This window comes from Pseudomonas sp. RIT409, assembly GCF_003052515.2.
GTDB lineage: Bacteria > Pseudomonadota > Gammaproteobacteria > Pseudomonadales > Pseudomonadaceae > Aquipseudomonas.
Window position 1 is genome coordinate 186,487 of sequence record NZ_QARE02000003.1, and the last position, 23,446, is coordinate 209,932.

General features: G+C 57.0%; 20 protein-coding genes and 1 pseudogene. 5 read left to right on the plus strand and 16 right to left on the minus strand.

All coding sequences use genetic code 11. The annotated features are described in order from the left end of the window. Positions 1-20: 20 nt before the first annotated feature. From DBP26_RS05380 to DBP26_RS05390, 3 genes are all read right to left on the minus strand, one after another. Positions 21-1,226 carry an MFS transporter gene (locus DBP26_RS05380; RefSeq protein WP_108236608.1) on the minus strand — a complete coding sequence of 402 codons (1,206 nt, stop codon included), beginning with the start codon at positions 1,224-1,226 and terminating at the stop codon, positions 21-23. Positions 1,227-1,455: 229 nt separating this feature from the next. Beyond that, a complete protein-coding gene (locus DBP26_RS05385) occupies positions 1,456-1,944 on the minus strand; it encodes a nuclear transport factor 2 family protein (RefSeq protein WP_108236607.1) in 489 nt (162 codons plus the stop codon). A 59-nt stretch (positions 1,945-2,003) separates the two neighbouring features. Next, positions 2,004-2,762, minus strand: coding sequence for an SDR family oxidoreductase (locus tag DBP26_RS05390; RefSeq protein ID WP_108236606.1), 759 nt, complete (start codon positions 2,760-2,762; stop codon positions 2,004-2,006). Between the two features lie 195 nt (positions 2,763-2,957). Here DBP26_RS05390 and DBP26_RS05395 point away from each other — a divergent pair, with 195 nt between their 5' ends. Together DBP26_RS05395 and DBP26_RS05400 are read left to right on the plus strand one after the other, a co-directional pair. Beyond that, entirely contained in the window at positions 2,958-3,557 is a 600-nt protein-coding gene (locus DBP26_RS05395) for a TetR/AcrR family transcriptional regulator (RefSeq protein ID WP_108236605.1), read from the plus strand. A 52-nt stretch (positions 3,558-3,609) separates the two neighbouring features. Further along, the gene (locus DBP26_RS05400; protein WP_256600657.1) at positions 3,610-5,049 is read left to right on the plus strand and encodes an MFS transporter; all 1,440 of its coding nucleotides are present in this window, start codon (positions 3,610-3,612) and stop codon (positions 5,047-5,049) included. Positions 5,050-5,093: 44 nt separating this feature from the next. Here DBP26_RS05400 and DBP26_RS05405 read toward each other — a convergent pair whose 3' ends face one another. From DBP26_RS05405 to DBP26_RS05415, 4 genes and pseudogenes are all read right to left on the minus strand, one after another. Next, positions 5,094-5,945: a LysR family transcriptional regulator gene (locus DBP26_RS05405; RefSeq protein WP_108236604.1), complete on the minus strand. Its 852-nt coding sequence runs from the start codon at positions 5,943-5,945 to the stop codon at positions 5,094-5,096. Positions 5,946-6,149: 204 nt separating this feature from the next. Then, positions 6,150-7,776 (minus strand): annotated as a pseudogene (locus DBP26_RS05410) (methyl-accepting chemotaxis protein). 208 nt (positions 7,777-7,984) lie between these two features. Then, positions 7,985-8,338: an OprD family outer membrane porin gene (locus tag DBP26_RS27235; protein ID WP_256604719.1), complete on the minus strand. Its 354-nt coding sequence runs from the start codon at positions 8,336-8,338 to the stop codon at positions 7,985-7,987. Continuing rightward, a complete protein-coding gene (locus tag DBP26_RS05415) occupies positions 8,236-9,351 on the minus strand; it encodes an OprD family outer membrane porin (RefSeq protein ID WP_256604718.1) in 1,116 nt (371 codons plus the stop codon). The genes DBP26_RS27235 and DBP26_RS05415 overlap by 103 nt, the downstream gene beginning before the upstream one ends. A 162-nt stretch (positions 9,352-9,513) precedes the next feature. Between DBP26_RS05415 and DBP26_RS05420 the strand changes: the two genes are divergently transcribed. Continuing rightward, the gene (locus DBP26_RS05420; protein WP_256604720.1) at positions 9,514-10,332 is read left to right on the plus strand and encodes an AraC family transcriptional regulator; all 819 of its coding nucleotides are present in this window, start codon (positions 9,514-9,516) and stop codon (positions 10,330-10,332) included. A gap of 58 nt (positions 10,333-10,390) precedes the next feature. Here the strand turns inward: DBP26_RS05420 and DBP26_RS05425 are convergent, their stop codons facing one another. From DBP26_RS05425 to DBP26_RS05460, 8 genes are all read right to left on the minus strand, one after another. Next, positions 10,391-11,329: an AraC family transcriptional regulator gene (locus tag DBP26_RS05425; RefSeq protein ID WP_108236603.1), complete on the minus strand. Its 939-nt coding sequence runs from the start codon at positions 11,327-11,329 to the stop codon at positions 10,391-10,393. A 2-nt stretch (positions 11,330-11,331) separates the two neighbouring features. After that, a complete protein-coding gene (locus DBP26_RS05430; RefSeq protein ID WP_108236602.1) occupies positions 11,332-12,186 on the minus strand; it encodes an oxidoreductase in 855 nt (284 codons plus the stop codon). A gap of 118 nt (positions 12,187-12,304) precedes the next feature. Next, on the minus strand, positions 12,305-13,480 hold the full coding sequence (locus DBP26_RS05435; protein WP_108236601.1) for an MFS transporter: 1,176 nt from the start codon (positions 13,478-13,480) through the stop codon (positions 12,305-12,307). A gap of 152 nt (positions 13,481-13,632) precedes the next feature. Then, positions 13,633-14,532 carry a LysR substrate-binding domain-containing protein gene (locus DBP26_RS05440; RefSeq protein WP_256600653.1) on the minus strand — a complete coding sequence of 300 codons (900 nt, stop codon included), beginning with the start codon at positions 14,530-14,532 and terminating at the stop codon, positions 13,633-13,635. Positions 14,533-14,568: 36 nt separating this feature from the next. After that, entirely contained in the window at positions 14,569-15,894 is a 1,326-nt protein-coding gene (locus DBP26_RS05445; protein WP_108236600.1) for an MFS transporter, read from the minus strand. 57 nt (positions 15,895-15,951) lie between these two features. Then, positions 15,952-16,743, minus strand: coding sequence for an enoyl-CoA hydratase-related protein (locus DBP26_RS05450; protein WP_108236599.1), 792 nt, complete (start codon positions 16,741-16,743; stop codon positions 15,952-15,954). A 29-nt stretch (positions 16,744-16,772) separates the two neighbouring features. Further along, on the minus strand, positions 16,773-17,549 hold the full coding sequence (locus DBP26_RS05455) for an enoyl-CoA hydratase-related protein (RefSeq protein WP_108236598.1): 777 nt from the start codon (positions 17,547-17,549) through the stop codon (positions 16,773-16,775). Next, entirely contained in the window at positions 17,546-18,757 is a 1,212-nt protein-coding gene (locus DBP26_RS05460) for a CoA transferase (RefSeq protein ID WP_108236764.1), read from the minus strand. Before DBP26_RS05460 ends, DBP26_RS05455 begins: the two co-directional genes overlap by 4 nt. Before the next feature lie 306 nt (positions 18,758-19,063). Between DBP26_RS05460 and DBP26_RS05465 the strand changes: the two genes are divergently transcribed. Continuing rightward, positions 19,064-20,269 carry an MFS transporter gene (locus tag DBP26_RS05465; RefSeq protein WP_158541399.1) on the plus strand — a complete coding sequence of 402 codons (1,206 nt, stop codon included), beginning with the start codon at positions 19,064-19,066 and terminating at the stop codon, positions 20,267-20,269. A gap of 160 nt (positions 20,270-20,429) precedes the next feature. Here the strand turns inward: DBP26_RS05465 and DBP26_RS05470 are convergent, their stop codons facing one another. After that, positions 20,430-21,686 carry an OprD family porin gene (locus DBP26_RS05470; protein WP_108236596.1) on the minus strand — a complete coding sequence of 419 codons (1,257 nt, stop codon included), beginning with the start codon at positions 21,684-21,686 and terminating at the stop codon, positions 20,430-20,432. Between the two features lie 317 nt (positions 21,687-22,003). Here DBP26_RS05470 and DBP26_RS05475 point away from each other — a divergent pair, with 317 nt between their 5' ends. Next, the gene (locus DBP26_RS05475) at positions 22,004-23,383 is read left to right on the plus strand and encodes an NAD-dependent succinate-semialdehyde dehydrogenase (RefSeq protein WP_108236595.1); all 1,380 of its coding nucleotides are present in this window, start codon (positions 22,004-22,006) and stop codon (positions 23,381-23,383) included. Positions 23,384-23,446: the final 63 nt, after the last annotated feature.

Sequence of the window (23,446 nt, forward strand, 5' to 3'; positions counted from 1 at the left end):
GGCGCCGTGGTGCTGGTGTGTCAATGACCCACCACGGCCGTTCCGCCGCTGCGCTGGCCGCTAGGAAAACCATGAACCCGGGCCCGCAATGCGATGATCAGACTGAGCAAAAGCAATACCGGCAGCACGCTTGGGAAAACACTGGCACCCCATTGCTCAAGTAATATGCCACCCATCAGTCCTCCACCGGCAATAGCACCGTTCCAGACCACTACGTTCATGGACAGCGCTACATCGGCGCCGTCACCTGCAGTGTCCGCGAGGGCAGTTTGCAGAAGCGTCGCTGCCCCGCCGAAGGTAAGGCCCCATATAAAGACGCCCGTATAGATGGCCAGGGTGGAGTTTGAGAACACACCCAGGAAGATTGACACTGCGGCGAAGGTCGAGAGACTGATCAGGACCATGCCCCGTAGATGACGGTCAACCAGTCGTCCCGTAAGGCAGATCCCCGCCAAAGCTGCCACACCAAAGTCGAACAGCACCAGGTCAACCTGCCCCGTCAAACCAGCTTTGGAAACAAAGGGTGCGATATAGGTGTAAAGAATGTTGTGAGCTAGCATCCAGGTGAAAACCACGCCCAACACCGAACGTACACCCGGAGTCAGGAAAACCTCTCGTAACGCCATGCGCTGCGAGGATGATTGACCCGGATAATCCGGGACCTTGATCAATACCCAGGCGATTAATATCAAGGTCAATCCAGACATCACAGCAAAGGCCATGCGCCAGCCCACAAGCCCACCCAGCCACGTCCCGATTGGCACACCCAGCGATAATGCGATAGGCGTACCGACCATCGCCACCGCCAACGCCCGCCCCTGCATGTGCGGCGCAACCATCCGTCGCGCATAGCCTGCGATCAGGCTCCAGGCCAACCCTGCAGAAACCCCGGCAAAAAAGCGTGCAGCCAGTGTTAGCCAGTAATGGGAAGACAGCGCTGTTATCGAATTGAATAATAAAAAGCCGAGAATCGTCAGCAGCAAAACAGTTCTGCGGCGCCAGCTTTGCGTAGCAATAGTCAATGGAATTGCAGCCACCAATGACCCTAGCGCATAAACTGTCACCATCTGCCCTGCAAGTGATAGAGACACTCCCAACCCTTGACCCATTTGCGGCAGCAGTCCTGCTGGCAGTGTCTCGGTCACGATGCAGATGAAACCGGTCATCGCCAGAGCGAGTAATGCCCCCAGCGGAATCTTTGTACCACTTCTTGCGTTAGAAGCCATGGGCCACCTCACTAATATACTGGTCGGTATATATAGTTATTCGCGGGCATGGGGTCAACGCTTTTTGTATCGACCGGTACTAATATCGCCATAAACAAACGATCGTGCCGGTTTCTCTGAATTGCGTACTGCTACTGCCGCGAGCAATGTGCATGCGCTTAGCGGTTGAAGCCCCCTTCATGGAAGGGAGCGGGAGGCGTGCCGCCGAAGTTAAACCGGCGAATCAATCTTATTCAGCAGATGGCTCTTCTCGTCCAAAGCGCTCATTACCCGCAATGGGCACCCAATCTTTCAACGGCGTCAGATAATGCAGTTCGAAATATCTCGATTTGAACGCCCACTTCCCTGAACGTCGTTCGAACGTGTCGTGATACAGCCCACTGACCTGCACAGGGCCTTTCTCGATGTCGTAGAACACGCAGTCCGCGGCGACGGTTCCGGCGGCGCTGTCGCCGTCGATCTGGATCATCGAATTGGTCATCCAGTGGTGCATATGTGGCATCTGCCGCCAACTGTTTTCAGCCATCAGCAAAATTTCATCACGACTTGAGGCGTTCCCGAAACCCGGCAAATCAAGGGTCGAATCGGCGTGCCAAATGCTCTGCAAAAGCGCTCTGTCCAATCGATCAAAGGCATTTGCATAAGCGGAAATGAGGGTGTCGATCGCCGCACGGCTTTCCAGTGCGTCGAGCCGATCGACCAGATGTTCGATGTTCATGACGTTGTCCTGTTGGGAGCAACCCCACTGCGAGAGGTTGCCCGGAATTGGGTGGGTCTTCAGATTTGCGACAGACCGCCGTCGACCATCAACTCGACACCATTGACATACCGCGCATCGTCGGACGCCAGGAACAGAGCCGACGAGGCAATCTCTTCAGGTTCGGCCATGTAACCCAGCGGCGTGATCTGCTCAACGTATTTGCGCAGATCGGCAATCTGGCTTTCGCTCATCCCCAGGCCGTTATCCTGGATCGGGGTGCGGGTGAAGCCGGGGCTGACCACATTCGCGCGGATCTTGCGACCTTTGAGTTCATTGGCCCAAGTTCGCGCGAATGACCGCACCGCGGCCTTAGAAGCGTTGTAGAGGCTCAACCCTTCCAGACCATTGCTGGAGCAGATCGAGGCGGTCAAAACAATCGCAGAACCGTCTTTCATCAACGGAAGCAGCGTCTGAACAGTGAAGAAGACACCCTTCACGTTAATGTCGAACATTGTGTAGTAAGCCGCCTCGCTGGTCTCGCCCACTGGATTTTTCTCGCAGATGCCAGCGTTCGCGAACACCGCATCCACGTGATCGCCGTTGGCTTTAATTACCGTTTTGAGTTCATCAAGGTCCGCTTGGCGAGATACGTCAGAAACCACCGCCACAGCCTTGTCGCCCAGTTTGGTGACTGCTGCTTCCAATGTGCCCGCAGAACGGCCGGTGATGTAAACACGGCTCGCACCCTCAGCAATCAGTCCCTGCGCAATGGCAAAGCCGATGCCGGTCGACCCGCCTGTGACAACGGCGATCTGATCAGTGAATTTTCCTGGCATGTCTAACTCCTCAAGCGTTGGTTAGGTGGATCAACTGGAACCACAGTGAGCCATTGTGGGAGTCATTCAGCGCGAGCGGCACTGCCACAAATGCACGCAGGGCGTACATTTTTGTGAGGCGTAAAAGCTCAAAAATTACTCTAGATTGGAACCGATTGGTTCACGGTATGAACCGACACTCAGGAGCTCCGACCAATGAATCATGCAGCCGGCCCCGGGCGCCCACGGCAATTTGAATTGGAGGACGCCGCCCGCAATGCCATGAACGTGTTTTGGGATCGTGGGTACGAGGGCGCATCGTTGCCCGACTTGATCGAAGGCACCGGATTGTCCCGAGGCAGTTTGTACAAAGCTTTTGGCGACAAGAAGGGACTGCTATTGGCCGCCATCGATGTTTATTCCGCCCAAGCCTTGAAAGTGACCGCAGACATCCTGTCGCAACCTGGTACTGCCAGGCACGCAATTCAGGAATCCATGCTGCGCCACGCGCGCTCCTCTTCAGGCGAGGAAGGCCGACGAGGCTGCCTGCTGGTCGCAGTGGCGAATGAACTGGTTGCGCAGGACCTCGAGGTTGGGCAACGAATCGCTCGCATGCTCCACCGCACTCGACAGTTGTACGCCAGCGCGATCATTCGCGGACAGGCTGCCGGGGAGTTCGCGGAGGGCGATGAACAGGAAATGGCCCATTTTTTGGTCTGTCAGATAGAGGGCATGCGGGTACTCGGAAAGACCGGTGCTCGAGAGGCGGACATGACCGCACTTGTCGAACGCAGCATGCGTCTGCTCAACAGCTAATCAATCACTCAACCCATTTGGAACCAAACGGTTTCTTAAAGGAACCCTCTTCATGTCTCTTACCATGACTCAAAACGCAGATATCACACATGATCCCAAGCGCTGGTTCATGTTCGTCATCTTGTTGGTTGGCGCATTTCTGCCGCCTCTGGATTTCTTCATCGTTAACGTCGCTCTACCCTCCATCCAGGGTGATTTGGGAACAGGCTCTTCCGCCGAACAGTTGGTGATCTCATCTTATGCAACGCTTTACGCCGTCACCCTGATTACCGGCGGGCGATTGGGCGACCTCTTTGGGCGCGGGCGCATGTTCTTCCTGGGGCTGGTAGGATTCGCAGCGGCTTCGTTGCTTTGTGGACTCGCCACGTCACCTTGGATGCTGATTGCTGGTCGTGCCTTGCAAGGCATCACTGCAGCGGTGATGGCGCCTCAGGCTCTTGCTTCAGTGCAAGCGATTTTCCCCGAAACCGAGAAGCCGCTGGCGTTGAGCATTTATGGCGCGGTGTTTGGACTGGCCTCAGTGATCGGGCAGGCGCTGGGCGGCATTCTCATTTCCCTCAATGTGATGGGAATGGGGTGGCGAGCGATCTTTCTGGTTAACTTGCCCGTTGCATTGCTGGTCGTGGTGTTCGGTATTCCCGTGTTCAAGGAAACTCGTGCGGCACACGCAAGCAAGCTGGACCTCTGCGGCACAGGCTTGTCGATACTGACACTGGGCGCTCTGATCGTACCTTTGATTGAAGGCCGCGAAGCCGGCTGGCCGCTGTGGGCTTGGCTGTCGCTCGCTGCGGTTCCCGTTTTGGGCTGGCTGTTCTGGCAATACGAAATCCGTTTGCATCGCGCGGGAGGGACACCCCTGCTTAACCCCGCCGCGTTGAAGGCGCCAGGCTTGGGTAGAGCGCTGTCGGTTGCGCTGTGCTTTTACGCAATCGGCGTGTTCTTCCTGTTGTTCTCGATTTATCTGCAGGGCGCTCTGCATGCAACCCCGCTCCATGCGGGCCTGATCTTTTTGCCTTTTGGCGCCGGCTTTCTATTGGGTCCGCTGTCGACTGGGCAGTTCAAACGCCTCTTCGGCGCTTACGTCAATCCTGTAGGCATGACGCTGGAGGTTATCGGCTTCCTGGCGCTCGCATTGCTGGTCTCGGCGACGTCCGCTGACGTCGCTCCGTCCGCCTCACTGCTGGCCGTCATTCTGTTTGTGATCGGATTTGGACAAGGCTTGGCCCTGCCGACGTTGATGCGGATGGTCACGGGGAGAGTTGCTCCGGCTTACTCGGGCATGATCGCGGGTATCACCAGCGCGTCCTTGCAGATCAGCACATCGCTAAGCGTTGCGGTGATTGGTGGGGTCTTCTACACCTTGCTAGGGACAAATACGGACCCCGAAACGATAACGCACGCTTTCCGGGTTTCCGTCCTCTGCATCGCCGCGTTCCTGGCTCTGGGCGCCGGATTGAGCTTTAGCCTCCTGCGCCAGCCATCCGCCACGTAATCCTGCTAGACGATGCGTGCGCTCCCGCAGGCATCCACGCATCGTCAGTCGGACCCGATCATGCTCGATGCCAAATCAGCGAGCGCCCGCAACCTGTCCATTTGGCGCATGTCTTGGTGATATCCCATCCAGATATCTCGACCCGGTGGCGGCTCGTCCGGGTCAAGCAGTTGGAGACCCGGCGTTCGATCCCCCAGCGGACGCGGCATGACCGCCACACCGAGACCGCTTGCACACATCTGGGCCTGCACCGTGCGGCTACTGCTGGTGAATACTGTGCGAGCCAGCGGATATCGCTGCTGCAGCCAGTGCACATCTGGATAGTGTGCTTGGGCAATGTTCATCAATATCAGCCCAAGGCCTTCGCCGTCGGGTTTTGGTGCGGCACTTCCAGCGCTTGTGTAAAGGCCATAGGGCATGGTGGTCAGCTTGCGGTGCACAATATCGGGCTCTGTGAACGGCACGATACGAAAGGCAATATCTGCATCTCGCCGCGCCAAATCGAACAACCGATGGCCGGGTATAACCTCGGGCGCTATCAGCGGATAGCGTCGAGCCAGCTCACAAAATACTGGCGTCAGCACATAACCGGCGAACCACTCTGCGCAGGAAATACGTAACAGCCCCTCAGGCTGATCGCTGTCACCCGCCAGACGACGTTCGATCGACATCGCACTCTGTTCCATCTCCTCCGCCAGACCGAGAATACGTTCACCCGTGTCAGTGAGCACCAACCCTGCAGCAGTGCGCAAAAACAGGGGCTGACCACTTGTCTGTTCAAGCACCTGCAAGCGACGTCCTACGGTCGGATGGCTGACACCCAAGTGCTTTGCAGCCGCGCCTAATGAGCCGCTGCGGGCAATCGCCAGAAACACCCGCATATCACCCCAGTCCATTGCCCTTCCCCGTACAAATATGATCAGTGAGGTTGCAGCATTGACGCTTACCAGGCAATCCCCAGTTCACGCACTGAGGTGTTCATGGCTGGATGTAATGTGCGGGGTGACGCAGGATGGGAAGAGCTCCAAGGTGGTCTCGTCTTCATCGGCCATTCGCAAAGGGCCGTCTGATTGGAAAGGCTCGATCACGCGTCAGCGGGGTTAGACTTCGAAGCGGTCTACAAGCTTGCTAAGGCCGACCGCAAGGTTCGCCATTTCGCGTGTGGCGATCGCGGTCTGGCCGGCGCCCGTAGAGCTTTGCGCCGACAAGTCACGAATGCTTCCGAGGTTTCTATCCACTTCTCGAGCCACCAAAGTCTGCTCTTCGGTGGCTGCAGCGATCACAGCATTCCGCTCATCAATCTCCCGAGCCACTTGCGCAATTTGCCGCAAGGACGCCTCTGCACTCTGCGCCACTGCGATAGATTCACCCGCCATCTGAGTGCTTATGTGCATAGCGGCTGCCGCCTGCACCGAATCATTTTGGATCGCGACAATCATCTGCTCGATTTCTTCAGTCGACTGCTGGGTACGATGAGCGAGCGCTCGCACTTCGTCGGCCACTACAGCGAAGCCTCGCCCCTGGTCACCGGCTCGGGCCGCCTCGATTGCGGCATTCAATGCGAGCAGATTGGTCTGCTCTGCGACCGCACGAATAACGTCCACGACGCGACTAATATCCTGGGCCCGGCTTGAGAGGAGTTGCACCTGCTGCCCGCTTTCCGTTACGTGACTCGCCAGCCCCTTGATAGCATTCAGGGTAGAGGCAACGTTTTCTATCCCTGCGTTGCTCAGGTTTTGGGAGAGCCTGGAGGCATTGGAGGCTGCTTCCGCGCTTCGAGCAACCTCCTCCACCGCAGCACTCATCTGTGCGACAGCGGCTGCCGCCTGGTTCACTTCGTCATTCTGACGCACCAGATCCTTGCTGGTGTCACTGGTCACCGCGCTCATTTCCTCTGATACCGAAGCAAGTTGGGCAGACGCCCCAGAAATGTGAATTATCGTTGCCCGAAGATTGTCTTGCATCGTCTTCAACGCCTGCAGCAACCTCCCCGCTTCGTCCTGCCCACTGACCTTGATCTCCTCAGCGAGATTGGCATCCGCTATACGCTCCGCTACTTCAAGAGCTTGCGCGATAGGCCAGGTAATACTGCGGGTCAGAAGGGTTGCTAACCCGATCGTCAGTAAAACAATGACCATCAGTAGTGCCGTGATCAGCCCCATGCCATGTTCGAAAACATCAGACGCTACGCTACCGGCCTCTTTGGCGCCGGTATCACTTTCGGCGGCGAGGCGATTGATTTCCCCTTCAAGCTTGTCTGCCAAAGGACGTAAATGCGCGTCGATGAAAGCGATCGCGGCCGCATCATCCCCTGCCTGCACCAACGACTCGAACGTACCTAGTTGTGTTGCATATTTCGCCGCGCTTGCGCTGACCGCTCCATACAAATCCCTTTCTGTCTCAGTGACCACAAGGGGGGCGTAGTTTTTCACTGCATCGAGAAATTCACTCCTATATCCACCAAAGGCGATGACGGTCTTTTTTCTTGAATCAGGATCAAGTGAGGTGACCGATTTCCTGCTTTCAAGGCGCAATCTGAGCGCACCTGATTTCATATGTCCTGTCTGCCGTACGCTGGCCATCCATTTTTTTTCCGACCTGCTGCTCAGCGTCATAGAGCTTGCCCATCTGAATGACGGCGAAAATTCCCAGCCCAAATACCAGTAAAATCACAACCGCAAAAAATAGCGCCGCACGAGCGGCGACATTCACTGATCTCAAGTTCATTTTTGTTCCAGAATCATTGGTCATACAAAGTGAGTGAGGCGGCAGTTGAAAAGGTAAAGAGCAGGCAGGAGTAACCAGACTCAGTTGCCAATGCGCATGCTCGAGCAATGCCCCGTCGCTGCGGGTCGGCTCTATGCCTATGGCAACGCAGCCTGACATTTTTCTTATTGATAACGGCGTCCCTACACCGCCCAGCATCGCGGCAATTTCAGAAGCTGATGCCGTAAGTCAGTATCAAGCGATTCTCATCAACACTATCGGCATACGTGGAGCGGTTGGTGCTGTTGCGCCAGCGCACCCCAAAGTTCTTGAGTGGCCCGCTTTGATCCACGTAACTGATATCTGTGGAGCGTTCCCACTCCTTCCCATCTTGACCTGCTGCACGCAGCAGGCGCCCCTTGCGGGTTGTAAGGTTCTCCGGATCTACCTGATCGCCCGTCACGTATCGGACGTTGAACTTCAATCCCGGAATGCCCAGCGCGGCAAAATCGTAGTCATACCGAAAATGCCAAACACGCTCGTTTTGGGCCGCGAAGATGCTCGCCATCTGCTCGCTGAACAGGTAGGTACCCGTTCCGCCCAAGTAAATATAGGCAGTGTCCCCATGACCTTCTGATAGCCGCCACTGAAGATATGACCGGCAATCTGGTAGCCAAAATTAGTACTGACCACCCGGTTGTCGACCTTACCTATAATCTCTTGCCCCGCCTGCCGCGCCTGGAAATAACGCAAGTCGGTAAATGCCTTGCCCGGCCCTACAGGAACGTCAGAGGTCAGCCCAAGAAAATGCCGGGTATAAAAGTCCTTCAGCTCACTGGCATGCGCACTGACCTTCAGGTTGGGCAGCACCTTGTAGTCCACGCCCCCATAGGTGTAGCTGTCACTGGTTTCGGGGTGGTCGGACGTGGTCAGCGGGTCCATTCCAGATGAGTCACGCAGCTTCGTCTTGTCGATCTTGCCAAAGTGAAAGGTGAAATCTTTGATGTCTTTGGAGGTAATCTGCGCGCCATTGAAGTACTGATCGAACAGCCGAGTGTTGTTAGAAAGAAGCAGCGGTAGCCCCGGATTCAAAGCACCCACTCGTAGCTCCGTTTCGCGAAACTTCGCCTTCGCCGTCACGAGTAAGGTGGAGAAGTCATCGCTAGCATCATGTTCCCCACGGGGCAATATTCCGGTTCCAGCGCGCGCGGGGCTTGAGTCGAGCTTGACGCCTAGCAGTCCTACCGCATCCAGACCGAATCCGACAACGCCTGGTGTATATCCGGACCTAAGGTTGAGCTGGAAGCCCTGCGCCCATTCTGCACGTCTGGATTGAGACGGGAAGCCATCGCGAAAATCCCGACTGAAGTAGAAGTTCTTTAAATCCAGTTGACCTTTGCCGTCGCTAAAAAATCGACATTGGCTACCGGCGTGATCATCACTGCTGTTATCAGCAGAGTCGTACGAACGGGCAGACAAGGTTTTTTTATCATTAGAATCACCCTTCTCGTTGTAGATCTTATTGTTTTGGTGTTGCGGCGTTGCTGAGCGCCGAAATCGGGCGCGTATCGCCTGGTCGACCGGGTTTGACGTCACTCCTTATTTTTAAGGCGGTCCGCGGCGGTGCTGCTGATACAGCCCCTGAACTCGACACTTCCCGATCCATGAGGGCCAGCGCGCAGTGCGGGAACGACAAGCCAGTTCCATCACGGCTGCCGCTTCAGATTTTGTCGGCGCTATGACTGTTGTGAAAAAATACTGGCTAAAATTCGCCTGACCGGAGACCACGTTTATTCCGTTACGATTGAGGGCAACGAAGTCCTGACGATGGATGAGAAAAGCGCTCATGTCTGCATCTTGCGATCAGGCGCGCTCCACATCCGTGACGGCAGCGAACCACAGATCACGATGCAGCAAGGCGACGTTCTGCTACTACCGCATTCGCCCCGCACTCTGAAAGTGGCCGCAGGGCCTGATCGCACGGAGGTGGTGATATGTCGCTTCTGGTTTGATGCCAGCAGCTTCGAAGCGATGGTGTTTGCCCTTCCCTCAACAATACTGATCCCCAGAGAGGAAGCCGCGGCCTGGTCTGAAGGGATTCTTCATTTCATGCTGCTCGAAACAGGCAATACGCACCCAGGTGGCGCACTCATGGTTTCGCGCCTCATTGACTTGGTGGTCATTCGCATCCTGCGAACCTGGGTACATCAAAAAGCGGCCTCCGGCTGGCTCAAAGCACTCTCCGATCCCAGAATCGCGCGCGCTCTCAAAGCCATCCATGAAACACCCGGCCGACAGTGGAGCATCAACACACTGGCCGAGATGGCTGGCATGTCCAGATCCAACTTCTGCGAACGCTTCAACACCCTTGTGAGTCGCCCACCCCTCCGCTATCAGAACGAATGGCGCTTATCACTGGCCAAGAGCATGTTGCTGCAAGGGCACAGCCGCGTCGGAGAAGTCGGGTACGCGGTGGGATATGAATCCGAAGCCGCCTTCAGCCGCGCGTACAAATCTTTCTTCGGTTGCTCGCCACGAGACGACAACGCTCGAGCTCTGGAGGAAGAGCGTCAGTGACATTACACCCGTTCTCACATGCAATATTTATGGCCGACTCGCCTCGCCTGCCCCTGCATCAGTGCGATGACACAAAAACAGAGGGAGTGTTCGAGTCAGGCAGCGCATAGGTCGCCTTCATCCATGCAATCTCGGCATGGGGCGTACGCCCGAAGAAACGCTTGAACTCGCGGCTGAATTGCGACGGGCTTTCATAACCTACATCAAACGCCGCAGCGGCCGCCGAGATGTCATTGCGCAGCATCAGCAGGCGTGCCTGATGCAGCCGCGTCGACTTGAGGTATTGCATGGGCGAGGAGTCTGTGACGTTCCTGAAGTGCAGGTGGAAATTGGGCACACTCATGCTCGCTTCCTGCGCCAGGGCTTCGACGTTCAATTGCTCCTGGTAGCAACTGTGAATCTTGCGGATGGCGCGGGTTACCTTACCGAAATGCCCTTGTCGGCTGAGAGCGGCACGCATGGATCCGCCCTGCTCGCCGGCAATGATGCGGTAGTAGATTTCACGCACCAACGCGGGGCCAAGAATCTTTGCCTCCACCGGGTGGCTCATCGCTTCGAGAAAACGCAACGTAGACTCGCGCAAGCCTTCATCCATGGGCGAGGAATACATCCCTCGGGGTTGCGCGTAAGTCGGGCCGAATGTTTCATCGATCTCCAGCATCAGTTCGCCTGCCAGCTTGAAATCCAGCCGCATGTAAACCGCGAACATCGGCTCCTCTTCGCTGGCATCGGTTTCCATCGTGAACGGCACGGGCACCGACACCACAAGGCAATGCTGAGCGTCGTAGATGTAAACATCATCGCCCAGAAAACCGCGTTTTCGACCTTGGCACAGGATCACGATACCGGGCTCATATAGCACCGGCGTGCGATTCAACGGTCGATTCGAACGCAGAAATCTTATGTCATCCAGCGGGCTCAAATTGTAGCCCTCGAGCGGTGCCAACTGCTCCATCAGCTTCACCATGCGTTGAGTGCGCACCTCACAGGACGTCATGTTCAATCCCCTTGTTCGACACGCTCACTGTCCGTCGAACGAGTGAGCGCTTCCCATTGTTCGATATCCTTGAGTGACTGCTCCAGCTTGCCACGCACCAGATCCAGAGCATCGCTGCCCAGCAGCAGATGCGCGGGCGGCTGGTGGCTGGCGATCAAGTTCAGCATGGCCTGCGCAGCTTTACGCGGGTGTCCGAGCTGCTTGCCGCTTTTTTCTTCACGGGCTTGTCGTACTGGATCGAAGCTGGCGTCGTAATCAGCGATGCTGCGGGGCGTACGCTGCATCGAGCGACCCGCCCAATCGGTACGGAAGGAGCCGGGCGCCACTGCCGTGACAAAAATATTGAAAGGCGCGAGCTCCTTGCTGAGGGTATCCGAAATGCCCTCCAACGCGAACTTGCTCCCACAATAATAAGCAATACCCGGCATGGTGATCGTTCCGCCCATGGACGTGATATTGATGATATGACCACTGCGGCGCTGTCGAAAATACGGAACGAACGCCTTGGTGACAGCGACAGCACCGAACACATTAACGTCAAACTGACGACGCATGTCCTCCAGCGGCGACTCTTCGAAAATACCTTCGTGACCATAGCCCGCGTTGTTAACCAGAACATCCACCGGGCCGTGAACAGTCTGCACCTGGGCAATGACGCTCTCGATGCGCTCGAAATCGGTGACATCCAGGATGACACCATGAGCACGGTCAGATGACAGAGACTCGAAAGCCTGCAGGGCTTCCTGATTCCGGACAGTACCAATCACCCGGTGCCTGGCTGCCAGTGCTTCGGCGGCAAGTGCTTTACCAAAGCCGCTACTGATGCCCGTGATAAACAAGGTTTTAAGGTCACTCATGACAAAATCCTCTTGATTGATAAGTGCCCATGTTAACCAGCCCCTGGCAACTGCCCCATGCTGGTTCATCTGCAACTCTTGCCTATTCCTATCAATACCGATAGAAAACCGCTGTCCGTCAGCGCACTCTGGCGAAGGTCGCACTGCACAGACCTCCTGCGATTGCCAACACGCCGCCAGCCACCGCCATGCCGGGCCATCCGTAGTGCTGCGCAGCGGCTGCGCCAAGGGATGAGCCCAAAGCCCCGCCGACGAAATACACCATCATGAACACGGTATTCAGACGGCTGACTGCGTCTGGCTGCAATGCCAGCACACGCGTCTGATGCGCAAGTTGATTGGCACGATTGCCCAGATCGATGAACGTAGCGGCCACAAGCACCAGCGGCACTATCGCCATCTGCCCGGCAAACTCCAGAGCGACGAATGCAGCCATTACCAGTCCCGCGCCGAGACAGGACAGCGTTAGACTGTACCGTCGGGTCAACCGGCCCAGCGTCGAGGCGCAAGCAATGCCGACCACCGCCGACAAACCCATCAAACCCGATTGCAATGTGCTGAACCCGTAAGGCGGCTGTGCCAGTAGACCAGCCATTGAGCCCCAAAAAACGTTCAAAGCGCCGAACAGCAAGCCACCGCAGAGCGCCGAGCGCCAGAGCGGCGGATAACGTCGCATCAGTTGCCACAACGAACGCAGCAACGCCCCGTAGGGCAATGCACTGGAAACTTCGCTACGAGGCATACGCGTGGCAATCGCCAGCAATACGAGCAGATCGAGTGCTGCCGCGACAGAGAACATGCCACGCCAGCCCAACCAGTGTCCCAACGCTCCACTCACCGTTCGCGCGAGCAGTCCGCCAGCGGACAAACCGCTGACCATCAAACCCAGCACACGTCCACGGTGCTCCGCCTCGACCCACGCCATCGCGCCGGGGATTATGATCTGTGCACTGATCGCCGTTACACCGATCGCCACACTGCAGAACAGAGCCGCGCCGAAACTGCCGGTGCTTGCACACAGCAACAGACTGGCAATATTACCTGCCAGCAACGACATGATCAGATGCCGTCGTTGCACGCGATCACCCAAAGGCACAAACAACAACAAGCCCAGGGCGTACCCCAGTTGTGTGGCCGTCGCCACTTGACCCGTGTGCGCACTGGAGACCGCAAAGCTCTCGCCTATCAGCGGCAGCATGGCCTGGTTGTAATAGGCCGTGGCCACCGAGAGGCCGCAGCAAATGGATAAAATGACAGAATCAAGCGCAGTCAGCGCCGGCCTAGCTGATGCCATGACGAACTCCCCGATGAGATACCCGCCACGGTAGTCAAGAAGGCGATATCTACCTACGCCTAAAAGCATCAGGGTCTTGCTCAATGCTCTCACTGATCACGATGCAGGTGATCAGAATGCTGCTGATCCTCGCACCAGATCTCTGTCATACATCAATCGACGCGCTGAGCCAGCCATTGTCGAAACGTGATGAGCGCGGCCGACTCCGGTTTATGCAGCGGCCACGCGAAGTAATAGGAGAAGCTGTGCCGATCGACTACCAACTCGAAGGGCATGCGCAGCGATCCTGTCTCAAGGTCTCTGCTCACGAGCGATTTCTGTGCAATGGCGACGCCATGACCCTCTATCGCCGCCTGATAAGACAGCAGTGACGTTTCATAGCGCATACCACGATAAGGATTGACCTGAGTTGCGCCGGCTTCACGCAACCACAGCGCCCAATCGTCCAGCCGTGCCAAGGAATGCAGCAGCACCTGGTCAACCAACTGCTCCGGCGAATCAAGATCGGCATTGAAGCCAGCACCGACCACCGGCACCAATTCGTTTCGTGTCAGTATCTGCGTGCCGATACCCGGCCAGTCGCCACCACCCAACTGAATGCCGCCATCGAGGTCTTCATGTTCGAAATCCAGCGCGGCCGGTGAAGTGGTCAACTGCACGTCGATCGCAGGATGTGTAATGTGGAAGCCCGCCAGACGTGGAATCAGCCAACGCACGGCGAAAGTTGCAGGGGCGCGAATCTTGAGTAACTGGCGCCGTGACGAGCCGCCAACAATCGCGTTGGTCGACTCGCGCAAGGCGTTGAACAGCGGCACGATGTCCTTCAGATACCGCTCTCCCGCAGGCGTCAGCTCCAGACCGGTCGGCATACGTCTGAATAGCTGCACCGACAGATAATCCTCCAAAGCTTTGATCTGCCGACTCACTGCAGCCGGGGTGACCGAAAGTTCGTCGGCAGCGCGGGTGACGCTGAGCGACCGACCCGTGGCCTCAAACGCCTTGAGCGGATTGAGCGGCGGCAGTGGCCGGGAGTTCGTGGCGTGGGTGTTCACGGAAAACCTCCAGGCAGCAGCCGCCAATAACGGAACTTATTGATTCTCGGAACTGCGCTTGCGGTCAAGGCTTACACCCCACACCGCCGCCACCAGAATACACGGCAGCAGGGAAGCCATCGAGTACAGGATGCCCGCCAGCGGGTTGCCGCTCCAGTTCACCAGCGCCAGGCTGATCATCGGCAAGAATCCACCGAAGAGGATGTTACCGATCTGTTGCGACAGCCCGAACCCGGTAGTTCGGCTCTGCGGTGGAAAACTGTCGGCGATGAACGCTGGCAGCGGTGCCATGACCATCGCCGTTAATGCCGCAAGCAGCGTGATACAAGCGATGACCACCGGCCATGACTGGGTTTTCACCGCGTCGATGATCTGCGCAAAGCATGGGTACGCCACAATCGCCCACAGCACCATGCCAATCAGCATGACCCAGGCACGGCCGTACCGGTCACTGACAGCACCGAACAAGGGGTAAAGCGGCGCGGCGATAAGAATCGCGACGCCAACGCACATATTGGCCTGGAACACCGGCACGGACAGCACGTTCTGCAGGAAATACAGCATGAAGATAATCGAGGTGTAGAGGGTTACCGAGGTCCCCCCCTGCGCACCGAACACCGCAACCAGAAGGTTTTTCCATGAGCTGCGACTGGTCAATGTGTCAGCCAGCGGTGAGCGAGATACGGTCCCTTTCTCCTTGAGTGTCTGGAACACTGGCGTTTCTTCCATCCCCAGGCGGATGTAGGTGGCCACGAAAACGATCGGTGCCGAGACAAGAAAAGGCACCCGCCAGCCCCAGGCAGAGAAGTCGGCAGGTGTGAGGTAAACGTTCAGCAGTGACACAACCAGAAGTGCCAACAGCAGGCCCAGACTGGCGGTACTCTGCAGGAAGCTCGTAAACAGGCCGCGCCGCTCACGTGGCGCATGCTCCATGACATACACCGCCGCAGACCCGTACTCGCCACCCAGCGCAATGCCTTGGACGATGCGCAACAGTAGCAGACAGATCGGAGCAAACAGTCCGGCTGACGCATAGGTAGGTAAGCATCCCATCAACACGGTAGAAACGCCCATCAGAATCAGTGTCATGACGAACGCCCGCTTACGACCGATACGGTCTGACATAGGGCTGAAAATAAGCGTGCCCAACGGGCGTGCAAGGTAAGCCACGCCAAAGGTGCCTGCTGTGAGAATCGACGAAACGAAAGGATCGAACTCCGGCAGAAACAGCGCTTTCAAGGTGCTGCCCAACGCGACGTACACCAAGAAGTCGTAGTATTCGAGCATGGTGCCAAAGCTGGCGGTGCCTACCACGCGCGACATGCTTGGCCGATGGGATGAGGTGGTTGCGGCGATGTCCATTGTCATGGTCCTCTTATTGTTATAGGTCTACAGCGAGCGATCAGTAGCGCACTGGCGCTACTGAGATGAAGCGAGAAACGCGGAAACGGCGGCTTTGTGTTCAGCTCCGCAAAGAAGAATGGCCTGCACCGCCCCTGCGGATTCCAGCGCCTGCGACAGGTCACTGCTGGCGGCTTGACGCACCAGACGCTTGGCCAGACGCAAAGCCTTGGGAGGCGCAGAGGCGATTTTTCCGGCAAGATCATCAACTGTGCCGTCGAGCGACTGAGCGTCCACAGCGTGATTGATCAAGCCCATTTGCAAAGCTTCTTCGGCGCTGTGGAACTGGCTCGTGAGCGTCATCTCCATCGCTTTTGCCAATCCAACGGCGCGCGTCAGGAACCACGCCCCGCCGATGCCCGAGATCAGTCCCAGGCGCAGAAAGCTCTCGGCCAAACGCGCACCTTTAACCGCGACACGCAGGTCACACATCATCGCCAGATCCAACCCGGCGCCGATGGCAGACCCATTGATCGCCGCGATCACCGGCACTTCGATGGCCTGCATGGCCAAGGTGATGCGATGCAGGTAGCGGCGCAGACTTTCAAGTACATCCTCCGTTGCGCCCTGCATCAGGTCTTCACCCTTTTGCATGTCCTTTACATTGCCACCGGTGCAGAAATGTCGACCGCTGCCCCGCAGGACGACGCAGTGAACATTGGAACGCGCATTGATGCTCTCCAGCGCCTCGGCCAGCGCAACGCACATCGGCGTCGAAAGCGCGTTACCGGTTTCACCGCTGTTGAGGGTCAGGTGCAGGACGGCACCCCGTTGTTCGATCAGAACCAGATCAGGTGTTGCTGAACTCATGGCAGGCACACTCTTATTAAGTAGTCTTGTTATCGATGGCTGAAGAACGGAGCGCGGCGTTCCAGGAATGCCTCACAACCCTCGCGTTGGTCATCCAGCGCAAAGCAGGCGTGGAAAGCACTGCGCTCATACGTCAACCCTTCTTCCAGAGAGGTTTCCCAGGCACGCGCCGTGGCCGCTTTGACGGCCAGCAACACGGGCAATGAATGACGCGCGATGGACTGCGCGATCGACATTGCGACATCCACCACTTCAGCGTCGACCACAACTCTCGAAACCAGGCCGCAAGCCAGCGCTTGGGCAGCCGTGATCGGCTCGCCGGTCAGGTTCATTTCCATCGCCAGGGACTTGCCGACCGCGCGCGGCAGTCGCTGGGTCCCCCCCGCACCAGGCACCAGCCCGAGCTTGATTTCCGGCTGACCGAACAGGGCGTTTTCACCGGCGACGACGATGTCGCAGATCATGGCCAGCTCGCAGCCTCCACCGAACGCATAGCCTCGCACAGCAGCCACGACGGGCTTGCGCAGCCTGCTAACCACTTGCCATTCGACCGCCAGGTAGTTTTCGACGATGGCACGGGTATAGGTCATCTCGGCCATCGCCTGAATATCGGCGCCGGCAGCGAACGCGCGCGAAGAACCGCTCAGGACGATCGCGCGGGTTTCAACATCGTCATCCAATGACTGAAGCACCCTTCCCAACTCCGTCATCAGTTCGCTGGTCAATGGATTGAGGGTATTGGGACTGGTCAACGTGACCAGTGCAACGGCGCCCTGACGTTGCAATGTGACGATTGTGTCGCTCATGCCACCGACTCCTGAGACAAACGAATACCTATGACGCCTGCTGCCCCGAACGCATCTATCTGTTGTTCGCTGTAACCAAGCGCGATGAGAATTTCGGCGGTGTGTTCACCGACCGCCGGGGGTGGTTTGCGGGGCGATTCCGGATGACTGTTGATGGCGAAACCCGGCATGCGCAACAGCCCTGCCTGATCGTGATCCAGTTCGACTTGCACGCCGCTTTGACGGTAGTGGTCCGTGTCGATCAACTCGTGGTAGTTGGCAACGGGGGCGCACAGAATGTCCTGCGCCTCCAGCAGCGGTAGCCAGTCCTCCGACGTTCTCTGAACCAATCGCTGTTCGAGGAATTCGCGCAACTGCGCTCGATGCTCGACCCTAGATGGGTTATCGACAAACCGCGGATCCTGGGCGAGCTCAGGCATCTCCAGGAGTGTGCATAGCGCGAGCCAGCGCGCCGGGTGGTAGGCGGCCACCATGATCCACCCGTTCGCAGTCTTGTAGGCTTCGTTCGGAGCGGCGTAAGGCGCCGCGCTGCCTGTTTTTTCCGGGGCCTGTCCCGTCGCCAGGAAACTGCTCATCGACAGGTGCTGCAACATCAAGGTGCAGTTGTACAAACTCACATCCAGATGTTCACCTTGTCCCTGGTGCTTAAGGCCATTTAACGAAGCAAGAATCGAGATTGCCGCCAGGTATGCGGTCACCATATCGGCGATGGGAATAGGCACTTTCGAGGGGCTGGACTGAGGATCGCCGAGCATGCTCATCAACCCGGTCACGGCCTGAATGATGCCATCGACACCGGGACGCTGGTGCCAGGGTCCTTTTTGCCCGTAGGCAGAAATCGAGCAATACACCACGTCAGGATTGACAGACTTTACCGCGTCGTAATCCAGCCCTAGCTTGGCCATGACGCCGGGTCGAAAGCTTTCGATCACCACATCGGCATCACGCATCAATTCAAGCGCAATCCCGCGCCCCTGCTCCGTTTTCAGATCCAGAGCAATGCCACGCTTATTGCGGTTCACACTCAGCGACGTGACGCTTTGGCGCTGCTGCCAGGGCGGGCCGATAGCGCGACCCAGCTCACCGTCCAGCGGCTCTACCTTGATCACATCTGCGCCCATATCGCCGAGTAGCATGCCGCAGACCGGCCCCGCCACGATGTGCGAAAAGTCTACGACTCTTATGTTCTTCAAGCTGTCGGTCAACATCATCAACACCCTATGCGCACTCAGACGTGCCTTTTTGTAATGGGTTGAGCATAGGGACGGCCGGGGCACGGCCGCTATCGACTTTATAGGCGGGACCAATTGAGTTTTTGTTAACAACGCTGTCTGGCATGGCCCTCTGGGCCAGAGGAAAAGCAGAGCCTGGAGATATTCAGTTCGCCAGACATGTACGGCTCGAGCTCCGCTAGACGGAACGAGAGAATCGGGCAAGCAAAGCCGACGTTTTGGCAATCAAGGATGAGCGACGCCGATGCACAGTGTCTGGATGACAAACATCAGGAGGGGGTCATGCACAGCACGCTTGCCGACCAAGCGACAATTGAGAAATCAGCAATGCTTTCCTCGAGGCTGATGTGGTTTATGTCGACCTGCGCAGGTATCGGCATCGCCAATCTGTATTACAACCAGCCACTGCTGGCACTGATACGAAACACGTTTAAAGTCACCGAGCGCGAAATCGGCTGGGTTCCGACGCTGACGCAGATCGGCTACGCCCTGGGCATGATGTTTCTGATCCCGCTAGGAGACATGTTTGAACGCAAAAGGCTGATCGTCCTGTTCAGCGCCTTGGGGGCGGTGACAGCACTGGGCACAGCACTGGCGCCTTCATTGTACGTGTTGCTGCCAGCAAGCTTCCTGTATGGGCTGACCACCATGACTCCCCAATTACTGGTGCCTCTGGCTATTCATCTTTCAGGGAACGAGCAGAGAGGTCGGGTCGTCGGCGTGATGATCAGCGGCATTCTGATGGGAATTCTGGTGGCACGCGTCATCTCGGGATTTTTGGGTGACTGGTTCGGCTGGCGTGCAATGTTCACCGTCGCAGCCGCCCTGATGACGCTGACCACCCTAGTGATGTATTGGGCCCTGCCCGGCACACAACCGACCTACCACGGCAGCTATGTTGGATTGCTGAAAAGTGTGGTACAGCTCTTTCGCACTCAGCCTGTGTTGCGAGAATCCTGTCTGTTTGGCGCAATGCTGTTCGGCTCATTCATGGCGTTCTGGTCGAGTCTCATTTACTTGTTTCGCAGCCCCACGCTCAACCTGGGTCCTAGAGAGGTTGGGCTGTACGCTTTGATCGGTGCAGTGGCCGCGCTTTTCAGTCCTCCCATCGGCGCCTTGACAGAGCGCATCAGGCCCCGTCGCGTGACTGGTGCAATGATCGGAATCGCCCTAGCGTCCTACGGCATTATCTATCTTGGGCAATACAACCTGCTGCTACTGGCCATCGGCGTATTGATCATGGATCTGGGAGTCCAACTGGGGCATGTTGCCAATCAACGCAGAGTCTTCGGCCTGGTACCCGATGGGCAGAGCCGGGTGCAAACGGTGTACATGTTCTGTTTCTTTATTGGCGCAGGCGCAGGTTCTGCAGCAGGGAGCTGGGCGTGGACCCAGTTCCAATGGGAGGGTGTGTGCTCGGTGGCAGCCTTGATGCTTGGGGTCGCAGCCTTGCGCTGGCTTGCACCCGATCCCGCTCAACGCAGCTGATCGCGATAGTTGCACCACCGTACTGCTCATCAAGGCTCGTCAGAGTTAATCGGCGAGTCTTTAATGAACGGCCAGTGCCTCCCTGTGGAAACGGACCCGAGCGCTAGAGCGCCGCGTATCAAGCTGAACCAGGAGGCACTTGGCGAGAATCGCCTGCGACTTAGAAGAGCGCCAACGTATAGGTCAGAATCAAACGGTTCTCGTCGACGTCACGGGAGAAGTTGTTACGCGCCATCCCGTTGCGCCAACGCACACCCAGGTTTTTCAATAGGCCACTTTGCACGACATACTGCATCTCGAAATCCCGCTCCCACTCATCGCCCTCCCCGCCACTTTTCAGGCTGATGTTATCGCCACTGGCATACAGCGCGCGAAATGTTAGACCGGGAATGCCCAGCCTTGCGAAGTCAAAGTCATAGCGCAGTTGCCACGACCGTTCTTCAGGCTCGTCGAAGTCGTTGATCAACACGAAGTTCGGCAGGTAGATGTCGGTCCCGTTCACGTACGGTACGGAAGTGTCGCCACCGTTGTGCACGTACGCGAATGTGAGCGCGTGACTCAAAAGGCTGTAGGTGAAGGCACCGCTCAGAGAGCGACTGTCCACCTTGCCGCCCTTGCCTGAACCTGCTTCATCGCTGACAAAATAGCGGATATCGCTTTTTAACTTGGCTTCGCCCAATTGCGCGGTGTGGACCAGACCGAAATATTGTTGTCGGTAGATGTCCTCAAGCACAGCGTTTTGGTAGGTCAGCGCGAGATTGGGCGCCACCTTGTATGTCCCCCCTCCCATGGTGAAGTGGTCGGACTCAACGGTGCCGCGGAAGCGACCGTTTTTGTTGAACAGCGCCAAGTCCTCGGCAGCGGCCTGTGCACGATCGGTTTCACGATCAAAGCGCACTCCGGTCAGTGCCAGTGATTTGATCTCATTGGAATCGAGTGTGACCCCCTGAAAGACCTGAGGCAGCATTCGCCCGTTATTGCCCACCAGCGTGGGCTGCACCGGCTGAAATCCGTTGCCGAATTTGAGCTCGGTGTTCGACACTTTAACCTTGCCCATCACCCCGCCTTTGGAGAATTCGCCAGGCGCACGACCGTCGTTGTGAACAGGCAACAAACCCGAGTTGATACGATCCGGGCTGGAGTCTAACTTCAGGCCCAACATGCCGATGGCATCGACACCGAAACCGACCCAACCTTGGGTATAGCCAGAGCGGTAATCGATCAGAAAGCTTTGCCCCCACTCATCCCGCTTGCTTTGTCCCGGCCCGTCACGAAAATCACGGTTGAAATAGAAGTTCTTGGCAATGAATGTCGCTCGGCTGTCCTCGAAAAAACCTTCCGCCAAAACCATCGTCGACATTGTTGACAACACCAGAACAGCACCCGTACTGCGGATCATTTTTTTCTTGTTTTTCATGACGTCTCCAACGCTGCTCACAGGCACGACGACAAGCGTCGGCGCTGAGCCAGCCGGTTTTTATAATTATGAAAGAGAGCTTGGTACTCAGAGATTGGACCTCTGCGCGGCGAGCATGAAAGAACGATCACACAGCTGCCATCGACTTTCTCTCAGGTAGGGGTTGAGTTTTTATCAACGGCGACGGGCTGGTATTGGCGGTTATTGGATTAGGCAAGGAATGAAGATGAAACGGCATTCGCAGCTATACGGGTTAACCGTAACGTGGGCACTCAGCTTTTGCGCTGAATCAATATTCAACGATTGGAGATCAGCCCATGTTAGTCGTTTACAACCCTGCCGATGGCAGCGAAGTTGGCCGTGTTGAAAAAAGCGATGCCGCGGCAGTCAGTGCAGCCATTGATCGCACCTGCGCCGCATTCCCTGAGTGGTCCGGCAAACTGGCCAAGGAACGCAGCGACATCCTGCGCCGTTGGTTTGAAAGCGTCAGAGCGGACAAAGAAGCATTCGCCGAACTTATGTCGAAAGAAAACGGCAAGTGTCTTTCCGAGGCCCGCGGTGAAATCGATTATGGTCTGGGCTTTATCGAGTGGTACGCAGAAGAAGCCAAGCGCGTTTATGGCGACACCATCCCTACCCACGACAAGAACGCTTCGGTGGTCGTGACCAAGGAACCGGTCGGTCCGGTCGCCGCTATCACGCCCTGGAACTTCCCGTTCATGATGATCACCCGTAAGGTCGCCACCGCTCTGGCGGCTGGATGCACCATGATCATCAAGCCGGCCGAAGATACGCCACTGACCGCATTCAAACTGCTGGAGCATGCCCGCAAGGCCGGCATCCCTGAAGGTGTTCTGGAGATGGTGGTGGGTGATCCCAAGCAGATTGGTGAACTCATTACCTCTGACCCGCGCATCCACAAGGTGTCGTTCACTGGCTCCACCAATGTGGGCAAGCTGCTGGCGGCCCAATGCGCACAAACCATCAAAAAAATGACCATGGAGCTGGGCGGTAACGCACCTTTCATCGTCTTTGACGACGCCAATATCGAAGAAGCTGTCAAAGGGCTGGTCGGCGCGAAGCTGCGTAACTCGGGCCAGGTGTGCATCTCGCCGAACCGGATTTTCGTGCAGGACACCATCATCGATGCGTTCCTGGAAAAAGTGAAAGCAGCGGTGACTGCGATCGACGTGGATCAAGGCCTGCGCGAGGACTTTGTGGTAGGTCCTATGATCAACAAGACCGGCTTCGAAAAGGTCGCCTCACTGGTTGAGCAGGCCAAGGCTGCAGGTGCGAAGGTACTGCTGGGTGGCAAGCCTCACGCCAAAGGTGGACTGTTTTACGAACCCACCATTCTGACCGGTCTCACTGACGATTCGCCGCTGGCTGAAAACGAGATCTTTGGTCCTGTGTTTGCCGTCTACTCCTTCTCCACCGAAGAAGAAGTCATCAAGCGCGCCAATCAGACCGAGTTCGGCCTGGTTGCGTATGCCTACACCAGCGCTCTGGGCCGTTCGCTGCGTCTGTCCCGCAAACTTGAGGCCGGGATGGTCATCCTGAACTCGGGCTCTGTGGGCACAGTTTCGATTCCGTTCGGCGGTATCAAGCAGTCTGGCTATGGCCGCGAAGGTAGCTATTATGGCATCGAAGAATACGTGCACGTTAAGTACGTATTGATGGCGGGCGCTCAGCTGTAACTTTCACCCAGAACACGGGGGAGGCCACGACCCTTCCCCGTCTTTCGACTGCTACGCTCCACT